Source organism: Fulvivirga sp. M361, assembly GCF_007097395.1.
Lineage (GTDB): Bacteria > Bacteroidota > Bacteroidia > Cytophagales > Cyclobacteriaceae > Fulvivirga.
On sequence record NZ_VKDC01000026.1, the window covers coordinates 39033 to 55821 of the forward strand.

The following is a 16789-nucleotide window of genomic DNA, read 5'->3' on the forward strand; positions in this document are numbered from 1 at the left end:
CTTGGCAAAGAGACAAATCCGGTTAAACAATGCCGCGGACATACGTAAAAAATTACCCGAACTTTCGGGCAAAAAAGTTAATATTGTAAGGACCTCCGGGGCTATTTTTTTCGTCCGAATTGAACAGGTATCGGGTGATATACTCACAATTTCAGATATGCGACGTACCAAAAGTCAATGGGAGGTTAGTGATATTTCAGAAATTATTATAGACTTTGAAGCATAGATGCTTATTCACCTGGTCATTAAGAATTACGCGTTAATAGAGCAACTGGAGCTATCCCCTGCCAATGGGCTAAATATGATCACCGGAGAAACAGGAGCCGGTAAATCGATTATGTTAGGGGCCATCGGATTATTGTTGGGTAACCGGGCAGACACTAAAGCCCTGTTCAATAAAGAGGAAAAATGTATAGTAGAAGGTCATTTTGAATTAGCTGAATACGAACTTAAACCTGTTTTTGATCAAGAAGACCTCGATTATGAAAGTCTATCGATCATCCGGCGCGAGATCACAATTTCAGGAAAGTCCAGGGCCTTTATCAACGATACTCCGGTAACCCTGGATATTCTAAAAAAAATTGGTCTTCGGCTGATGGATGTTCATTCTCAACATGAAACATTACACCTTGGAAAAAACACCTTTCAACTGAGTTTTGTTGATGCTTACGCAGGGACCATTGGCCTAAGGAAAGCTTATGAATCATCTTACAAAGCGTATAGAATAGCTGAGAAAAAGTTTGAAAAACTCCAGGGTGAATTACAGGAAATCAAAAAAGAAGCAGACTACGACACATTCCTTTTAGATGAGCTGGTCAATGCCAACTTAGAGGCTTATGAACAGGAAGACCTGGAAAATCGCGTAGCACTTATGGAAAACGCTGAGGAAATAAAAACAAAGCTGAACGGAGCAATTGATTCACTTTCTTTGAACGAGTTTTCATCTCTTAGCAGCCTGCAGGAGGCGAATGGACTACTCAAACAACTCAGCGGGTTTTCCAAGAGTTATGAAGACCTGCATGAACGACTTGACAGTACACTCATCGAGATTCGTGACATAATTAATGAGTTGGAGAAAGAAGAAGATAAGGTAGAGTTTGATCCGGAGCAAACACAATTGGCACAAGAACGTCTGGGACTCATTTATCAACTTCAGCAGAAACATAGTGTCTTGGATATCAAGGCACTCATTGAGATACGAGATGAATTACAGCAAAAAACGGATCGTTTTTCAACTATTGATACGGAGCTTCAAGAAGCACTTGAGTCAATGAAAAAGTGTGACCTGGAGCTACGTGAAAAAGGGAAAAAACTAAGTAAACAACGAACTTCGTGCTTTAAAGCATTGGCTACAGAATTAACTGGCCTTTTGATAAAAGTTGGTATTCCCGAGGCATCTATGAACATCAAAACCCAGAAGACGGAACCAGGGCCACATGGTATAGACAGAATAAGTATATTGTTCAGCGCTAACAAAGGTGTTCATCCTCAGGAATTGGCGCGGGTAGCTTCTGGCGGTGAGTTCTCCCGGCTCATGTTCTGCGTAAAATATATTCTGGCAGATAAGGTATCTCTGCCCACCATCATTTTTGATGAGATTGACACAGGTATATCAGGTGAAATAGCATTGAAACTTGGCGATATGATGAAAGCTATGTCTAAAAAGCATCAGCTAATTACTATCAGCCATCTTCCGCAGGTGGCCGCCAAAGGAGATCGACATTATTTCGTATTTAAAGACAACAGTAATACACGCTCCATCACTAAGGTCAGAGAGCTTTCTCCCGATGAACGTGTCACTGAAATTGCCAAAATGATTGGAGGTGATGCCCCCTCTTCCATAGCTTACGACAACGCACGAGAGTTGATAGGAACCTGATGGAAGCGATGAACTGACATATTGAACAAAGAACTTAATTCTTTAATAAAGAGATATGCCTGATGTAATCAAGGGGTTCACCCATACAGAATATCTTATTGTATTCATTGCTATTATTTTCGGATATGTAGGTGCGGAGTATTTCATGGGCTGGGGATCAATGCTAAGGAACAGGGCCATGATAAAAAGGTATTGGCAACACTTGCTTTGGACCATCTTTGCATTTCTGGTATTTATGCAAAACTGGTGGGGCATCTGGCCGCGTACGGCTATGCTTAACGAAAGTATTTATTATTTTCTCTATTCACTGATCCCTATTTTCCTTTTTCACCTGTTAAGCGTCATACTTTTCCCGGACTTCAAAAGCCATCAGAAGGTGGATATGAAAGAACATTTTTATAAAAATGCAAGATGGTTCTTTACTCTTTTAGCCTCTTATTTCATAACCACTATCATCAGTTCCTTTGTTTACACCGATGTAGGAAATGTATTCATGCAAAACCTGATCCGGGGGGCAGGAGTAATACTGTCTCTGGCAGCGGCCTACTGGAACAATACCCGGCTACTCCATTATATTTTACTTATTATCGGTTATATTTCGTTGGCAGGGTTTTTCCTGGCATTACCGTCTTAATACTATGAGTAAAAGCATATCATCTACTAAAGTGATTGGTTTCTTTTTGGGTCCGGCTTTATTTGGCCTTCTACTATTAATAGGTGAGCCTCCTAATGAAAACATCTGGAAAGTAATGGCCTTAGCCCTTTGGATGGTCACCTGGTGGGTTACAGATGCTGCCCCCATCCCGGTTACTGCTTTGCTCCCGCTTGTCCTTCTCCCCTACCTGGGTATATTTTCTGTAGGTGAATCTACCGCACCCTATGCCAGCCCCATCATATTCCTGTTTATGGGTGGTTTTATGATAGCTCTTGGACTTGAAAAACACAATCTGCATCAACGCATTGCGTTGAACCTCATACGCTTTACCGGCACGTCCGGCAATGGCATTATTTTAGGGTTCATGCTGGCCACGGCATTGTTAAGCATGTGGATCAGCAATACTGCCACAGCGGTTATGATGTTACCTATTGCTACCTCTGTAATACAACTGCTCCTGGGCGATCAGGAGATGAATAAGTCAAATAAGCGATTTGCATTGGGCCTTATGCTTAGCATAGCTTATTCAGCCAATATCGGTGGAACTATGACCATCATCGGAACACCTCCTAACGTAGTCATGACCGGCTACCTGAAAGAATTTGCAGACTTTGAAATGGCTTTTGCAGAGTGGCTTATTATTGGCATTCCTGCCGGAACCATTATTCTGACATGTACCTATTTTCTAATCACTAAAGTGCTTTTTGCCAATGGGATCAGAGAAATAGAAGGTTCAGATCAGTTAATCAGGGAAAAACTGACCTCATTAGGAAGCTTTTCGAAAGAAGAAAAGTTAGTGACCATGGTATTTCTACTGACGGCTTTATGTTGGATCTTCAAACAAAACATCAATGCAGCGTTTGGGGCACCTGTCCTCTCCGATGCTACTACTGCCATGGCGGGCGGAATATTGATGTTTGTTACACCGGTAAATTTCAAGAAAAACCAGTTTCTCATGAAATGGGAAGATACAATCAAACTACCGTGGGGTATTTTGATATTATTTGGAGGTGGGATGTGTCTGGCAAAAGGCATGGAAAAGTCGGGTGTAATACAATTAATAGGACAATACGTCGCTGATAACAGTGACCTGGGTTTGTTAAGCCTTATCGCTATTGTAACTGCACTGGTACTGTTTATGACTGAGTTAATGAGTAATGTGGCATTAGTCACCATTTTTATACCGGTTATTATAGGCGTGGCAAACGGATTGGACATAAACCCGCTCTACCTTGTGATCCCTGCAACGATTGCCTCAAGTTGCGCCTTTATGATGCCCATTTCCACTCCACCCAATGCCATTGTTTTTGCCAGCGGTCATATCAAAATTAAAGATATGGTAAGAGCGGGAGCGATCCTTAATGTATTGGGCATCATCATACTGGTAATAATAGGTAAGGTACTGGTACCGCTGGTCTTTTGACAAGAGATTAATAGGTAGTTTTATATTAATACATTAAATCTCATGCAATACGAAGCAAAAACACCCAGGGAGTACATGGCAATGCTAGAGCCTGATTGGAGAAAAGAAAAGCTTGAAACTTTAAGGTCACTCATCAAGCTAAAAGCTCCTGACTTCACAGAAGCTATAAATTACAAAATGCTAAGTTATGGCAATGAACAAGGGGTTGCATTCCACCTTAACGCTCAAAAAAATTATGTAAGCTTGTACGTAGGTGATGCAAACAAAATTGACCCTGACAGAAGTTTACTCAACGGCCTGGACACAGGCAAAGGCTGTATCCGTTTCAAAAAGTCTCTATCCATAAAAAAAACACGTATCGATGAATTCCTGGAACGGGCAGTACAATACTGGAAAGATGGAAAGGATATTGGCTGCTAGCGTATTACTTGTTCTGTTCCCAATCTTCACGATCAAATCGATAAATCATGCAATCCTGCATACCAAATCGCCTGGGCTCAACAAACTTAAACCCAATCCTTTCATAAAATCTAATCGCTTTGATATTCGTAGCAAGTGGATCTATCCATACTGAAGTAACTTCTAAAGTCGCGAAACAGCGATCCAGCGCCAAACACATCATTTGAGTGCCATAGCCTTTGCCCAGATCTTGTTCAAGCCCTATCCAGATGTCTATGGCTCGTAGATTTGGAGGCACCTTACCCCAATAGTGAGTGTCTTCCAAGGCGGGATCAATGATCTGTATAAAACCTATTGGCCGCCTCTCTAATTCAGCCACTAACTGCTCACGCCAACTCGGGTAACGCCTCAGTTCAACATCCCAATCCCAGTCATCATCAGGGTCTGAGGCAATCACGTGGGGCTGTTCATCCCAATAGGATAGAAGGTCCAAGTCTTGTATGGTTGCTTGTCTTAAGGTGATTATGTCATGTACTGATTTCATTGTTGAATTAGGCCAGATAGTCAGACAATCCGGTAAAATTTACAGATTTATGGAATAGGAAAAAGTTGAAAAGTTATTGGCCTATATTACTGCTTAGCGTCTGGTTTATTTCTGCCAGGACATTATCCAGGTCCTTGGCATTGGCTTTTAATTCATCAAAATAATATTTGCGTTTATCTTCATCATTGAGATCTTCAAACTTAGTAAGGTTCACTAGTCCAAGGATACGTGCAAGAGGACTTCTTACTTTATGAGAGTTTAAATAGGCATACTTGATCATGTTCTGATTTTGCTCTTTTATGGTTCTGGCTTTAACTTCCAATAGTTCTTCCAGTTGATCTTTTACTCCCAATAAAGCTTGTTTCTGTTGCTTTATCGACTTTTTTTGCGCTTTTAGTTTACGTTCATAATTCAAATGTGCGGATTTGAAAAGGCCGTAGCCAAAGTAAACCAGTAAACTGCTTATGAAAATATTTGAATAATAGGGTATTGCCTGCCTTTCAAGGGGCATTATCGGTGCTATGGAATCATATAATGTTTTTATAGCTATATAACATGATATACTAAAAACGAATAGTGAAAAGTAATACGCTTTCTTTTGAAAAAACAACACCGGTAAAAGAGCAGTAGCCAAAAATAAGAAATCAAACCCGCCATCCTCGCCATGATACAAGCTCCCATAACACTGCATTAAAATGGCTAAAACAAAGAAAACATACCTGGAAACTGTATAATGCCCCCTCATATGCATAAAGAGGAGTACGAAAAATACGATGATTTCCCCCACACAAATCCAGAAAGATGAAATGGCCTCAATACTCAACAAAAAGATGGCTATTCCCGCCACCACTAAGATGGCCATTAAAACGGCTATATTGAATATGAGATAGATGCGATTATCTTCAAATGATAGTCGCTTTTCAGAGAAAAGGTGGTTAAAAACCGCTGAAAATCTATTAAATCCCAAAACCTGATCCGTGAGTTAATTGAACTAATTTATTCAAAATAAGAAGTTTTTTGTTCTTATTATTTGAATGAGTCCAAAAAGTGTATCTTGAAAGACAGGGTAACAGACCAGGGATTTGCCGAGACCGGTTAAAAATGCAACTTATTGTTAATCAAAATGTACGCTACCATTACCGTTCAAAGCGCTGCTATATAGTTGTTCTATTTGAGATTTCAATATCCTGTTTTCAGATAGTTCAGGTAATCCTTCTATGCTAAAGTAACGTGCATCTTCTATATCAAACCCTGGTGTAATTGCACCTCCTATCACCTCGCACAAAAAAATCAGCTTATAAACATAAAACGGTTCAGGAGGATGCGGGTGACACTTTTTATCATAAACAGCCAGTAATCTGGATACCTTTGACACTAAGCCGGTTTCTTCTTCGATCTCTTTCACCACTACCTCTGAAGGAGAATAACCGATATCTCCCCAACCACCTGGAATGGACCACTTTCCATCTACTTTCTCCTTGGCCAATAGCACTTCCTTCTTTTCATTTATCACCAACCCCCGGACATCCACCTTCGGTGTCTGATAGTCTTTACCGGGCATAAAAAAACTTTCCAGTGTAGTAAGCGGTTTCCCTGAAACTGTGCTCAACAGCTGAAGGCTAATAGAAGCTAATTCCTCATAGCGCTCTCGGTCATAGTTATTTTCTGTATAAACAAGTCCAATATCCGCCAATGCTTTAATTCTTTTGATGAGTTCCAATTCTTTTGTTTCCGACATAATATGTTTTTGATACAGGTAAATTATCGAAAGTACAGGCCGTTATATTTTGGTACTTGAAATTTCATTCATTAATACTTAAACACTAAAATGACTACTAATCTGCAATTTTAGTAACCTTTTTAAAGGTACTCAGTAACTCTACTAGTATTGCTTCGTTTAGTGAGAAATACTTTACTACAAGTCACGGAGATAAGTCCATCCTATAGGCTCATTGAACGTCAATACAATTACTAACTGTTCAAAACCCATTGCTATGCTTAGAAATTACCTGCTTACCGCCTTTCGCAATCTTACTAAAAGTCCGCTGTATTCTTTCATTAATGTTTTCAGCCTGGCCATTGGCATAGCTGCCTGTATTGTTATCTATCTTTTTATTAACGATGAAGTAAATTTTGACAGCACCCATTCCAAGAAAGAGCACATATACCGACTGGATGAAGTACAGAATTTCACCGGTACCGAAGAGCAGAAAGTAGCTTTATCCATGCCAGGAATGGGGCCTTCCATGTTAAACGACTTTCCTGAAGTAACCAATTTCACACGCTACTGGGACAGAGGGACACGACTATTCACAAAAGAAACGACACAACTCACTGTAGAACATACGGTAATGGTGGACAGTACTTTTCTTGAAATATTTGACTTTAAGTTAGCAGCCGGAAACCGTGAAAGTGCTTTGGATGAGCCCAACTCTCTGCTTCTTACCAAAGAAACAGCGCTTAAGTTTTTTAATACCCCACAGGAAGCACTGGGTAATACGCTTTCTATGGGCGATCAACTACTGAAAATTACCGCCGTGCTGGAAGATGTACCTGAAACCTCGCACTTGCAATACAATGCACTTTTATCCATGACAGACATTACCAGGGAAGAACCGGAATTCAATGACCAATGGGGGTCTAACTTTCTGAATACTTACCTGATCATCGAGCCAGGATCAGATCTGGCACACCTGGAATCTAAGTTTGATGATTTCATGATCCGGCACATGGAAAGTGAAGAAGTTATTAACTACTATTCATTGTTTCTTCAACCGTTATCGGAGGTACACCTCGGGTCAATGGATATAGAGCATGATTATAATAACTACCGTAAGTTCAATGGTGACTATCTGGACATTTTTACATTGGTCGGTCTCTTTATCCTCATCATTGCCAGTGTTAATTTTATGAACCTGACCACAGCAAGGGCATCCCATCGATGGAAAGAAATAGGCGTTCGAAAAGCTATTGGAGCCCTCAAACAACAGTTATTCTATCAGTTTATTCTCGAATCTATTCTAATGGCCATATTTGCGTTATTTCTGTCCATTGTACTTAACCTTGTATTCATACCCTGGCTAAACGTAGTGATAGGGCGTCAATTATCATTACTTTCTTTATTGGAGAACCCAATAGCCATAGGTGTTATTGCATTAACTTCTCTGCTACTAGGTGTACTTGCCGGCCTGTATCCTTCACTCTATATGACTGCGGTAAAGTCTATAAAAGCACTTAAGGGTAGCGCAGGCAGTAGTGGAAAATCCATTTATAGAAGTGCTTTGGTGGTTATTCAATTCGGGCTGGCATTGGGCATGATCGTCAGTACACTTGTAGTGGTAAAACAGCTAAGCTACATGAGGAATAAAGATGTCGGTTTCGTAACAAACCAAATGATGCTGATCGAAATGAGTGGAGAAGCTAACGACAAATTTGAAACCTTGAAAACTGAGCTGTTGAAAAGTAAGTATGTAGAAGGTGTAACCGCATCAGGCCAGCGTATAGGAAATAATTTTCATCAATGGGGTTTTAAAGTCAAAACAGATACAGGGCTGTACGAAATGTCGCCTTCTAATGTGGCCGTTGATTTTGACTACCTGGATGTTTACGGGATCAGGTTAAAGGATGGGCGCAGCTTTTCAAAAGCACATAGCACAGATGATGGCCTGGCTTATATCATTAATGAATCATTGGCCGAAGAATTGGGGCTTAAAGACCCTGTAGGCACGGCAGCCGCACATAGCTGGTACCCTGACGACTCACTTGGTTCTATCATTGGTGTGACAGAAGATTTTAATTTTAATTCGCTGCATCATAAGGTAAATACATTAGCTATGGTAGTACATTCAGCCTGGGGCTATGATGAAATGTCAGTAAAGGTAAAGGGAGAAGATATACCTGCGGCAATTGCAGAAGTAAAAAACATCTGGGAGGCTCAAATTGATACCTGGCCTTTTGAATATACTTTTTTAGACGAGCACTTTGACAATTTATATAAATCGGACGAGCAGATGAGTGCCGTAGTAACTATCATGGCAGTACTGGCTATCATCATAGCCTGCATGGGTCTGTTTGGGCTGGCTTCCATAACTACGAAACGTAAAATAAAAGAAATCGGCATCAGAAAAGTACTTGGAGCATCCGGGTTTCAGATCACTTATCTTTTGTCAAGAAACTTCACACTTCTTATCATGCTGGCCTTTGTTTTGGTAAGCCCGGTCACCTATTTCATATTGGAATCCTGGCTGACCAATTTCGCATTTAAGGTAAGCATCAGTCCATTAACATTTCTTTTAGGCGCCATACTAGCGTTAGTCATTGCACTTGTTACCATAGGCTATCATACGATTAAAGCTTCCAGGGAAAACCCTGTAAAAGCGTTGCGTTATGAATGATATTATCAAGAACTTTTTTTAAACAAGGCCACGTTACTTTACAACTATCTCATTCAACTATGCCACACTTCATTATAGACTGTTCTGAAGACATATTACAAAAACAATCACCCGACGACCTTATGCAAGCTGTATATTCCACAGCTGAGGCTACAGGACTTTTTTCGCCCGGCGATATAAAAGTCAGGATCAGGCCATATGCGCATTTTATTGTTGCGGGCAAACCTGATAGCTTCATACATGTATTTGGCTACATCATGGAGGGTAGAACTGACGTCCAACAGAAAGACCTGTCTACAAAAGTAGTATCACAGTTGAAATCAATTTTTCCTTTAGTACCTGTTATTTCTATGAATATTCAGGAGTTTGAGAAAAAGAATTATTGCAAGAAGTCAATGGTTTAACTATCATTTTAACTGCCGTTTTTCTCGTGAACATAATGTCCGTTCATTCGTTTTAAGTGCATGAAAAGCAGATATTACCTTTGGCTGAGTTTCAGTCTTTGCTCGGCATGTAAGTTTGTACCTTACAGTGGAAATGACGTATATAATAAGCAGGCTACATTGGACAGGGATGAAGCTGTTCACTACAAAAACTCTTTGGAATGGTGGTACTACACCGGCCATTTAAGAGATGAAAAAACAGGTAAAAACTACGGATTGGAATACGTCTTTTTCCACTTCAACCCCAGAAACAAAAAAGACTATATGATGGTCAACTTTGCACTGACAGATGAGGGAAACAAGGCATTTTACTATGATTACCACATTACACCTTTGAAAACAGTACTCGAGCCTGAACTTCCTTTCAAATTTGAATTAAATAAAGGTAAGGGAAGTTATTCATTGGAAGGAATGAAAGGTAACTATACCTTATCCGGAAAAATGCGAAAGCATGATGTAGCTATTGCATTAAACACGTCTACAACATCTGCACCGGTTTTTCATGATTCTTCCGGTTATGAAGTTTATGGTAAATATGCTAAAGCAGGCTACTACAGTTATCCAGACCTGGATGCCCGGGGTCAAATTATGCTTAATGAAGATACATTACATGTCAGTGGCAAGTTATGGTATGATCGCCAGTGGAACTGTATTGATGTATGGCAAAGAGAGTTGGCTTGGGACTGGGTGTCCGTGCAGTTCGAAGGCCCTTCTTCTGAATTAATGATCTACAAACTATACAATACAGTTCAAAAAGATACAATATACGGTGGGTCTTATATAAAAAGCGATGGTGAAATTATCCATATAGAACCTGAAGAAATCTTTTTAAGAGAGAAAAACTACTGGGTGAGTAATAAGTCAAAAATACGCTACCCGATTAAATGGCAATTAAATATCCCCAAACTGGACCTTTCGGTAGACATAGAGGCCGTAGTTCCGGACCAGGAACTGACCCTTAAGTTCACTCCCATTCATAAATTACGCTATTGGGAGGGGATGTGTCGGGTAGAAGGAGAAATGGCCGGTAAGCCCATAAAGGGTAATTCTTACATAGAAATGACCAATCGTCATCTCTTTCAATAATTAATCAGATGATTTCAGCGGTTAATATTTTTATCATCTACCAGTAAATCTCTAATAAGCCTTCTTCATTACCTCACAAAGGTGCAAGACCATTAAATGGAAATGTAAGATTACAGATCAAGTGATTTTTATTCGTACCATTCACAATCTTAAAATGAAGGAAATTTTAATATTCTTAACTAGGGGAAGCTTACACGTACTTTCTGATGACTAAGGTTCATATTATGTAGGCTCCTTGTAGAACCTTAATATCTGAATATTTTCTTCTGAGTTTGTTACTCAAAAAAAGTGGTCACTTTTGATGACCACTACTTAATTACCAGTTCTTTTATGTTCTCAGTTTATTGATTAGCCCGGTCCTATACATCCAATCATCGAGATGATAATGTTGGGATTGATCAATGATACTTTTCGCCTTTTGGTATTCTTTGGCTAACAATAAATCATCAAAGCTTACCTTTTCTAAAATCGTTTTATAGTAATCCAGAAATGATGTTTTGTTCATAGGGTCAATTTCAATTAAAGTTAACATTATGATGCGGGCGAATCCGGATGACTGTTACGCCAAATACATATCACACTTAAGTTAATTATGCTTTTGCTTAAAAATTTACCTTAATGTATATCTGGTAACTTTCATCTTTGGGTTACCGGTTTTAATTCAACCTAGTCTACAATTTCAAAATGTGTCACTATATCCTGCTATTGACAGGTCTAAATCATTAGACGCAGATGGGGCGAATATCTACGCCCCACTACTTTCTAAACTAAAATTCAACCATGGAGGAATACTCACTAAGAGATTGAAATGGTCCTTACAGGCTTTTTCCTTGCTTCCTCCTTCTTAGGAATGACAAGTCGAAGAATACCGTCCTTATAAGTTGCTTCAATGTTTTCAACTTCTACGGTATTGGGAAGGTAAAAAGACCTTTTAAAAGATTGATAGCTAAATTCCTTCCGTGTATAATTTTGGTCTTCTGTCTGCTGTGCGTTTTCAGAGATTTGAGTTTGCACCGTCAACATATCATTGTCAAGACTCACCTGAAAATCCTTTTTACTCAAGCCAGGTGCTGCTACTTCCACACGAAAGTCATTGTTAGTTTCTAAAATATTGGATCTTGGCATTATAGTGCCTTCATTCGTCCATCCGGACCAACCGAATAGGTCTCTTGTCAAAAAATCATCAAAGAATGATGTTGAAGGAGAAAAATTACTTCTTTTTACAATGTTCATTTTACTAAATTTTAACAGTTAAACAATTTGACTAAACTGTAATCCCAACGCATGAAGCATCGAGACTATCAAAACTTAACTCTTATAAACAGAGTGAGTCGCGACTCACTTCTTAAGAACAATCCTTATGCCAATACAAGTAAATACCATATTTCTGTTTTAAGGCTGAAAAAATGACAGAGAATTAAGGCCTGTCACCCTCTAACATTTCAAAATATGACAAAAAAGCGGGCATAAAGCCCTTTCAAGAAGTTTTGACATCGGGTTATTAAAAACCCAACATATAAAATTTAGTGTCCGGTAGATGTTCATAGATTCCTTCGATACGCACATTACCTTGCTTATTTTTTACGGTTCTTTGCGGGTCAACTTTTTCCAGTATCGTCATTATCTATTTTCGTTATATGAAATCTTCCTGTACTTCTTTATACCTGTTTAGCCTGCCTGTCTGCAATTCTTCACACCTACCTGTTATTTCCAGCCTTTTACTGTCTTTTCATCAATATCTTTAAGCCCGACTCCCAAAATATTGAAAGTCTCATTACGATTATCCACCAGAAGCCTGATCTCTCACGCTTTATATTTGGGAAAGTCACCTATTACTCAAAGCAACAGGCAGGCAAAATGAATTACCTGCCCTGTTTATTACCCCTTGTGCTCTACCTATGAAATTTTTATTGTTTTAGGCGGCTTTGGTTTTGCCTCCTCTTTTTTGGGAATAGAGATCGCCAAAATACCATTTTCATACTTCGCATTTATCTTTTCGCCATCTGCGCTATCGGGCAAAGTAAATGACCTCTGGAATGCCTGGTAATCAAATTCTTTTTTAGAATATGTTAGGTTTTCATCTCTTGCCTCCTCATTCTTATCCGATGAGATAGTCAAAATATTCTGGTCCAGGTTCAGATCGAAATCCTTTTTATTCATTCCCGGGGCTGCCATCTGCACAATAAACCTATCATTATCTTCCAGGATGTTCACTTTGGGCAATGTCGTATTACTTCTGGAAAAATTATTTCGCCTCCAATCTCCTAATTCCGTGTTAAAGAAATCGTCAAACAAACTGCTGTATGACGGAAATTCGTTACGATGTGTCCTTACTAACGTCATGATAATTACTGTTTAAATGATGAAACTTTAAAATTTTCTTATTTATCTATAGAATAACAAACGACGTTCCATCATCTTTTCTATCTTCAAAAGAAGACATAATGTCTTTTTTTTGAAATTTTCACTGTAAAAAAATGCCAAATTGACACACATCAAGCTTATGCCCTGTCAAATACTTCGATTGATCAATTCAGTTACTTCCTAACACTTAAAACAAGTTCTGATTATTTAAGACCGGTTTCTTTCGTTTTTTGCTTTCTTTTCTTCTACCAGGTATGAAACTACTAATCCTATCCCTCCAAATATGAGGATCATGGAGAAATAGGCCACCTCTTCCATTCGAGTGAATGAATCCAGAAAATACCCTACCAACAACCCTGACCCCAAACCTATTAGAAGTAGTGAGAATCGTAATGACCAATTCGTATTATTGGGTATCTTCTTCAAGTCCATGGGATTCATCCCTTTATCTATCATGTTCATTCTTTCTTCATTCTCATATTTTCTGAGGTTGATCACCATTATGATCAAACCTATGATCGCTACTATCGGAATAAAAACTCCTATTATTTCTACTTCCATCTTTGTATTTATTTTAGTTTTTGAACATCATTTTCGGATTAGACCTCTCCTTTTGACAACAGGTTACAGTCCCGTTAGAAAATTTCAGCTATGCTTTGTGTGAGATTGCAAAATTCTTTTTGTTGACAACAATATCAAACTTTCTTATTTAACAGTGTAACTTATGTGAAACTATCATCGTCCAAGGCGTGTGGATCACATCAATGATGACATCATTCTTGATAAAATATTGGCGGGGGACAATAGCCAATACAAAATCCTTATTAATAAGTATAAGGATTACGCTTTCACGCTCGCTTATAATATCTTAAATCATAGAGAGGAAGCTGAGGAAGCAGCACAAGATAGTTTTGTAAAAGCCTTCCGACATTTACCCAAATTTAATCGGAAGGCAAAGTTCTCCACATGGCTTTATAAAATTGTCACAAATACCGCTATTACTTACTGCCGGAAGCAAAAGGTTAAAAAGGAAGACATTGACAGGATAGCAGGAATTGGGGAAGTTCCTGTATCCGAATTAGAGTTGGCAGATCGTAAAAAGTTTATAAGACGAGCATTGGCTTTGTTAAATGAGCAGGACCGGTCTGTAATCTCACTGTTTTACCTGAAAGAACTGTCACTGGAAGAAATTGCTGAAGTAACCGGTATAAAGGGAAATCTGGTAAAAGTAAAACTTCACAGAGCCAGGAAGAAATTAGCAAAATATATGAAACTGATTTTACAAGAAGAAGCTTTAATTTTATAGTGATGGAAGCAGATAATATTACGGATGAAATGCTGATGGACTATCTGGATGGAGAACTAGCTCCTGAACAGACCGTCCAAATAGAAAAAGCCTGTAAGGCTGACCCGGAATTAAAAAAGCGCCTTAAAGATTTGCAAATTGCCGATAGTCTGGTGTTTGAAACAATCGAAGAAACGGCAGCATCTTTTACAGATGAGGTGTGGAATAAGTTGCAAGCCAATACCGAACACGTACCCGCTTATAATTTCAAGCGTATCTTTTTAGTGCTTTTAGCTGCCATTGGCATAATCGTTGGGTCGTATTATAATTCTGATTTCATGGTACAACTTGACTTTAACTGGTTTTTGGATCTATCCAAAACCTACTTATCTAGCACCATATCTCATGACTTCCAAAGTATACCACTAAGCTTTATTACACAGGGAAGTTTATTCTCTATAATGATCGTTACCTTGCTGCTATTGGATAGAGCTTTATTACGCCCTTATTTCATAAGAAGGAGAGCTGAGTTAATGAATGGCCAATAATCCGAAAACGACCCGGTCAATTATTTCTCTTTAAAAGTCCCTGACCGAAGGTCTTTAATAAAGTTTGACCACCTCATCGGGTTTAAAAAGTTGTTGGGTGGCACCTCCCGGTTCAATTGATACAGGTGGTTGTAGCGCATTTGTTCGTAGTAATAATCATTCATCCGATTATCATCCACGCTTTTTTTCGTTTCACGCTGTACTTCAAAAATCAGGTCGTCCATGTTGCGTTTTGGCTCTATGTCAAAGAAAGCCTTTTTAAAATTGTCCAGTGTTGGCCAGGGGAAAACCACTACCTCTTTTAACCATATAGCCTCTTTTGCCATCAATTGAACCAACGAATATTCAGTACCTTTCACATCATAAGGCATAATAAAAACACCTTCATGATATCCAATAGAGGTAAACACTAACGTATCTCCGGGAGCTATGAATAGAGAGAAATAGCCATTGTTATCACTTGACGTGCCATGACGGCTGTTTTTAATTTGGATATTGACATAAGGCATCTCTTTAAAATCATCAGAATCTACCACAGCACCTGTTATCCGTACAGTATTAATACGTTGCTGAGCATGCAAGGTATTTACTGCGAATGTCATTATCAGAACCATTAATATCAAATACCTCAACGCTTCCATTAGTGCATTATTTATGTGACCAATCATACGTGTCCAGGCCTTCCAGACACATTTTCAATAACCGGATACTGTTTTCAATATCCTCTTTATGTGCCATTTCAATTACCTGGTGTAAGTGACGGGTAGGAATAGAAACTGCTCCTGAAATAGATCCATTCTTACCCATACGCTGGATACCGGCTGTATCTGTTCCTCCTGCTACCAGTAATTCGGGTTGCCACTTAATCGTATTATCGTCAGCTATCTTTTTCATGTAATCGACCATTCGATAATCACATATTGTCATAGCATCCATGATCTTAATAGCTGTGCCTTCACCCAGTGAGGTTACTTTTTCATGCGGCTGAGCCCCCGGAAGGTCATAGGCAATAGTAGTATCCAGTCCAAAACCGAAATCAGGGTTGATGGTATGAGCTGCAACATTTGCCCCGCGGATACCTACTTCCTCCTGAACGGTAAAAACACCATAAACATCATAGGGCACTGTTTGCAACTCTCGCAATGTTTCTATGAGAATAAAAACAGAAACACGGTTATCAATGGACTTGCAATTCACACACTCTCCCATTTCTACCAATTCTCTGTCCCGGGTGATAGGATCACCAACACTTACTATGTCATCTACCTGCTCTTTGGACATACCCAGGTCAATATAAAAATCTTTCACTTTGGGCATTTTGGTACGTTCTTCTGCGGTCATCACATGAATGGGTTTGGTACCCATCACCCCCAATACATCTTTTTTACCGTGAATAACCACACGTTGCGCTGTAAGTGTTTTAGGATCAAAACCTCCCAACGTGGTGAAACGTACAAAGCCTTTATCGTCCACATGTGTAACGATAAACCCTATCTCATCCATATGTGCACCTACCATGGCTTTCTTTTCGCTACTCTGCCCTTTTTTCATGGTGATCACGTTTCCCATGTTGTCTATCTCTAAGCTGTCCACCAAAGGTTCCACCTCCTGTATAATAAGATTCCGGACCTCAGATTCATAACCAGGCACTCCGGCGGCCTCACATATTTTCTTTAATAAACTTACATTTACACTCATAGGACAAGGATACTGATAATTACTTTTTTCTTTGGATCAATGTTATCTAAAAAAGTACAATTCAATGGTAT

General features: G+C 39.2%; 19 protein-coding genes. 10 read left to right on the plus strand and 9 right to left on the minus strand.

Translation table 11 applies throughout. From position 1 onward, the window contains the following. The first annotated feature begins 1 nt into the window (after position 1). The 5 genes from FNH22_RS22880 to FNH22_RS22900 are packed head-to-tail and all read left to right on the plus strand — an operon-like array spanning position 2 to position 4377. Positions 2–226, plus strand: a complete 225-nt coding sequence (locus FNH22_RS22880; RefSeq protein ID WP_143400781.1) for a hypothetical protein — start codon at positions 2–4, stop codon at positions 224–226. Beyond that, entirely contained in the window at positions 227–1879 is a 1653-nt protein-coding gene (gene recN, locus FNH22_RS22885) for a DNA repair protein RecN (protein WP_143400782.1), read from the plus strand. It begins immediately after the preceding gene. Between the two features lie 55 nt (positions 1880–1934). Beyond that, on the plus strand, positions 1935–2513 hold the full coding sequence (locus tag FNH22_RS22890; RefSeq protein WP_143400783.1) for a hypothetical protein: 579 nt from the start codon (positions 1935–1937) through the stop codon (positions 2511–2513). A gap of 4 nt (positions 2514–2517) precedes the next feature. Continuing rightward, positions 2518–3957, plus strand: a complete 1440-nt coding sequence (locus FNH22_RS22895; RefSeq protein ID WP_143400784.1) for a DASS family sodium-coupled anion symporter — start codon at positions 2518–2520, stop codon at positions 3955–3957. 42 nt (positions 3958–3999) lie between these two features. Beyond that, on the plus strand, positions 4000–4377 hold the full coding sequence (locus FNH22_RS22900) for an iron chaperone (RefSeq protein ID WP_143400785.1): 378 nt from the start codon (positions 4000–4002) through the stop codon (positions 4375–4377). Positions 4378–4381: 4 nt separating this feature from the next. On the opposite strand, the gene FNH22_RS22905 is transcribed toward FNH22_RS22900, so the two are convergent. The 3 genes from FNH22_RS22905 to FNH22_RS22915 form a co-directional block, all read right to left on the minus strand. Continuing rightward, entirely contained in the window at positions 4382–4900 is a 519-nt protein-coding gene (locus tag FNH22_RS22905) for a GNAT family N-acetyltransferase (protein ID WP_143400786.1), read from the minus strand. Positions 4901–4973: 73 nt separating this feature from the next. Continuing rightward, a complete protein-coding gene (locus FNH22_RS22910) occupies positions 4974–5867 on the minus strand; it encodes a hypothetical protein (RefSeq protein WP_143400787.1) in 894 nt (297 codons plus the stop codon). A gap of 147 nt (positions 5868–6014) precedes the next feature. After that, the gene (locus FNH22_RS22915) at positions 6015–6638 is read right to left on the minus strand and encodes an NUDIX hydrolase N-terminal domain-containing protein (protein WP_143400788.1); all 624 of its coding nucleotides are present in this window, start codon (positions 6636–6638) and stop codon (positions 6015–6017) included. A 256-nt stretch (positions 6639–6894) separates the two neighbouring features. On the opposite strand from FNH22_RS22915, the gene FNH22_RS22920 reads away from it, so the two are divergent. The 3 genes from FNH22_RS22920 to FNH22_RS22930 are packed head-to-tail and all read left to right on the plus strand — an operon-like array spanning position 6895 to position 10823. Continuing rightward, positions 6895–9294 carry an ABC transporter permease gene (locus FNH22_RS22920; protein WP_143400789.1) on the plus strand — a complete coding sequence of 800 codons (2400 nt, stop codon included), beginning with the start codon at positions 6895–6897 and terminating at the stop codon, positions 9292–9294. A 59-nt stretch (positions 9295–9353) separates the two neighbouring features. Beyond that, positions 9354–9698: a 5-carboxymethyl-2-hydroxymuconate Delta-isomerase gene (locus tag FNH22_RS22925; protein ID WP_143400790.1), complete on the plus strand. Its 345-nt coding sequence runs from the start codon at positions 9354–9356 to the stop codon at positions 9696–9698. Between the two features lie 60 nt (positions 9699–9758). After that, positions 9759–10823, plus strand: a complete 1065-nt coding sequence (locus FNH22_RS22930) for a lipocalin family protein (RefSeq protein WP_143400791.1) — start codon at positions 9759–9761, stop codon at positions 10821–10823. 328 nt (positions 10824–11151) lie between these two features. On the opposite strand, the gene FNH22_RS32115 is transcribed toward FNH22_RS22930, so the two are convergent. The 4 genes from FNH22_RS32115 to FNH22_RS22945 form a co-directional block, all read right to left on the minus strand. Continuing rightward, positions 11152–11328 carry a hypothetical protein gene (locus tag FNH22_RS32115; RefSeq protein ID WP_185154367.1) on the minus strand — a complete coding sequence of 59 codons (177 nt, stop codon included), beginning with the start codon at positions 11326–11328 and terminating at the stop codon, positions 11152–11154. A gap of 290 nt (positions 11329–11618) precedes the next feature. Then, positions 11619–12056 carry an Hsp20/alpha crystallin family protein gene (locus FNH22_RS22935; RefSeq protein WP_143400792.1) on the minus strand — a complete coding sequence of 146 codons (438 nt, stop codon included), beginning with the start codon at positions 12054–12056 and terminating at the stop codon, positions 11619–11621. Positions 12057–12719: 663 nt separating this feature from the next. Further along, positions 12720–13166 (minus strand): Hsp20/alpha crystallin family protein, encoded by a 447-nt coding sequence (locus tag FNH22_RS22940; protein ID WP_143400793.1) that lies wholly within the window; start codon positions 13164–13166, stop codon positions 12720–12722. A gap of 228 nt (positions 13167–13394) precedes the next feature. Then, positions 13395–13748 (minus strand): DUF6249 domain-containing protein, encoded by a 354-nt coding sequence (locus tag FNH22_RS22945; protein ID WP_143400794.1) that lies wholly within the window; start codon positions 13746–13748, stop codon positions 13395–13397. Between the two features lie 190 nt (positions 13749–13938). On the opposite strand from FNH22_RS22945, the gene FNH22_RS22950 reads away from it, so the two are divergent. Together FNH22_RS22950 and FNH22_RS22955 are read left to right on the plus strand one after the other, a co-directional pair. Beyond that, positions 13939–14493 (plus strand): RNA polymerase sigma factor, encoded by a 555-nt coding sequence (locus FNH22_RS22950; RefSeq protein WP_143400795.1) that lies wholly within the window; start codon positions 13939–13941, stop codon positions 14491–14493. A gap of 2 nt (positions 14494–14495) precedes the next feature. After that, on the plus strand, positions 14496–15020 hold the full coding sequence (locus tag FNH22_RS22955; protein ID WP_143400796.1) for an anti-sigma factor: 525 nt from the start codon (positions 14496–14498) through the stop codon (positions 15018–15020). A gap of 20 nt (positions 15021–15040) precedes the next feature. Here the strand turns inward: FNH22_RS22955 and FNH22_RS22960 are convergent, their stop codons facing one another. Then, positions 15041–15622, minus strand: coding sequence for a carboxypeptidase-like regulatory domain-containing protein (locus FNH22_RS22960; protein WP_185154368.1), 582 nt, complete (start codon positions 15620–15622; stop codon positions 15041–15043). 46 nt (positions 15623–15668) lie between these two features. Continuing rightward, positions 15669–16718: a M42 family metallopeptidase gene (locus FNH22_RS22965; protein ID WP_143400798.1), complete on the minus strand. Its 1050-nt coding sequence runs from the start codon at positions 16716–16718 to the stop codon at positions 15669–15671. Positions 16719–16789 lie beyond the last annotated feature (71 nt).

Excerpts from the sequence above, each read along its gene's own strand:
- FNH22_RS22900 (WP_143400785.1), top strand. The coding sequence starts at position 4,000 with ATGCAATACGAAGCAAAAACACCCAGGGAGTACATGGCAATGCTAGAG.
- FNH22_RS22960 (WP_185154368.1), bottom strand. The coding sequence starts at position 15,622 with ATGACATTCGCAGTAAATACCTTGCATGCTCAGCAACGTATTAATACT.
- FNH22_RS22955 (WP_143400796.1), top strand. The coding sequence starts at position 14,496 with ATGGAAGCAGATAATATTACGGATGAAATGCTGATGGACTATCTGGAT.
- FNH22_RS22895 (WP_143400784.1), top strand. The coding sequence starts at position 2,518 with ATGAGTAAAAGCATATCATCTACTAAAGTGATTGGTTTCTTTTTGGGT.
- FNH22_RS22920 (WP_143400789.1), top strand. The coding sequence starts at position 6,895 with ATGCTTAGAAATTACCTGCTTACCGCCTTTCGCAATCTTACTAAAAGT.
- FNH22_RS22930 (WP_143400791.1), top strand. The coding sequence starts at position 9,759 with ATGAAAAGCAGATATTACCTTTGGCTGAGTTTCAGTCTTTGCTCGGCA.
- FNH22_RS22945 (WP_143400794.1), bottom strand. The coding sequence starts at position 13,748 with ATGGAAGTAGAAATAATAGGAGTTTTTATTCCGATAGTAGCGATCATA.
- recN (WP_143400782.1), top strand. The coding sequence starts at position 227 with ATGCTTATTCACCTGGTCATTAAGAATTACGCGTTAATAGAGCAACTG.
- FNH22_RS22915 (WP_143400788.1), bottom strand. The coding sequence starts at position 6,638 with ATGTCGGAAACAAAAGAATTGGAACTCATCAAAAGAATTAAAGCATTG.
- FNH22_RS22925 (WP_143400790.1), top strand. The coding sequence starts at position 9,354 with ATGCCACACTTCATTATAGACTGTTCTGAAGACATATTACAAAAACAA.
- FNH22_RS22935 (WP_143400792.1), bottom strand. The coding sequence starts at position 12,056 with ATGAACATTGTAAAAAGAAGTAATTTTTCTCCTTCAACATCATTCTTT.
- FNH22_RS22905 (WP_143400786.1), bottom strand. The coding sequence starts at position 4,900 with ATGAAATCAGTACATGACATAATCACCTTAAGACAAGCAACCATACAA.
- FNH22_RS22940 (WP_143400793.1), bottom strand. The coding sequence starts at position 13,166 with ATGACGTTAGTAAGGACACATCGTAACGAATTTCCGTCATACAGCAGT.
- FNH22_RS22890 (WP_143400783.1), top strand. The coding sequence starts at position 1,935 with ATGCCTGATGTAATCAAGGGGTTCACCCATACAGAATATCTTATTGTA.
- FNH22_RS22965 (WP_143400798.1), bottom strand. The coding sequence starts at position 16,718 with ATGAGTGTAAATGTAAGTTTATTAAAGAAAATATGTGAGGCCGCCGGA.
- FNH22_RS32115 (WP_185154367.1), bottom strand. The coding sequence starts at position 11,328 with ATGAACAAAACATCATTTCTGGATTACTATAAAACGATTTTAGAAAAG.